The sequence below is a fragment of the Mesorhizobium norvegicum genome (genome assembly GCF_004919685.1).
In the GTDB taxonomy this organism is placed as follows: domain Bacteria; phylum Pseudomonadota; class Alphaproteobacteria; order Rhizobiales; family Rhizobiaceae; genus Mesorhizobium; species Mesorhizobium norvegicum.
Window position 1 is genome coordinate 1 of record NZ_SMYZ01000244.1, and the last position, 247, is coordinate 247.

Consider the following 247-nt stretch of genomic DNA (forward strand, 5'->3'; position numbering starts at 1 on the left):
GTTCATGGACCTGACCGCCGCGCAAAAGGGCCAGATCGCAGCCATCGCTGCGGGCTTCACGGGTCTGCTGAGCCTGTTCAACATCGGCGGCCGTTTCTTCTGGGCGTCGCTCTCGGATCGCCTGGGCCGCAAGATGACCTACGCGGTCTTCTTCGTGCTCGGCTTCGTGCTGTATGCGTCGATTCCGTGGACGTCGCACACGGGCAATATCGCGCTGTTCGCACTGGCCTTCTGCGTGATCCTGTCG

At 62.8% G+C, this 247-nt stretch carries 1 pseudogene; it reads left to right on the forward strand.

Annotated elements, in window-relative coordinates:
* Positions 1-247 (forward strand): annotated as a pseudogene (locus FCU66_RS40930) (MFS transporter); the annotation flags it as partial.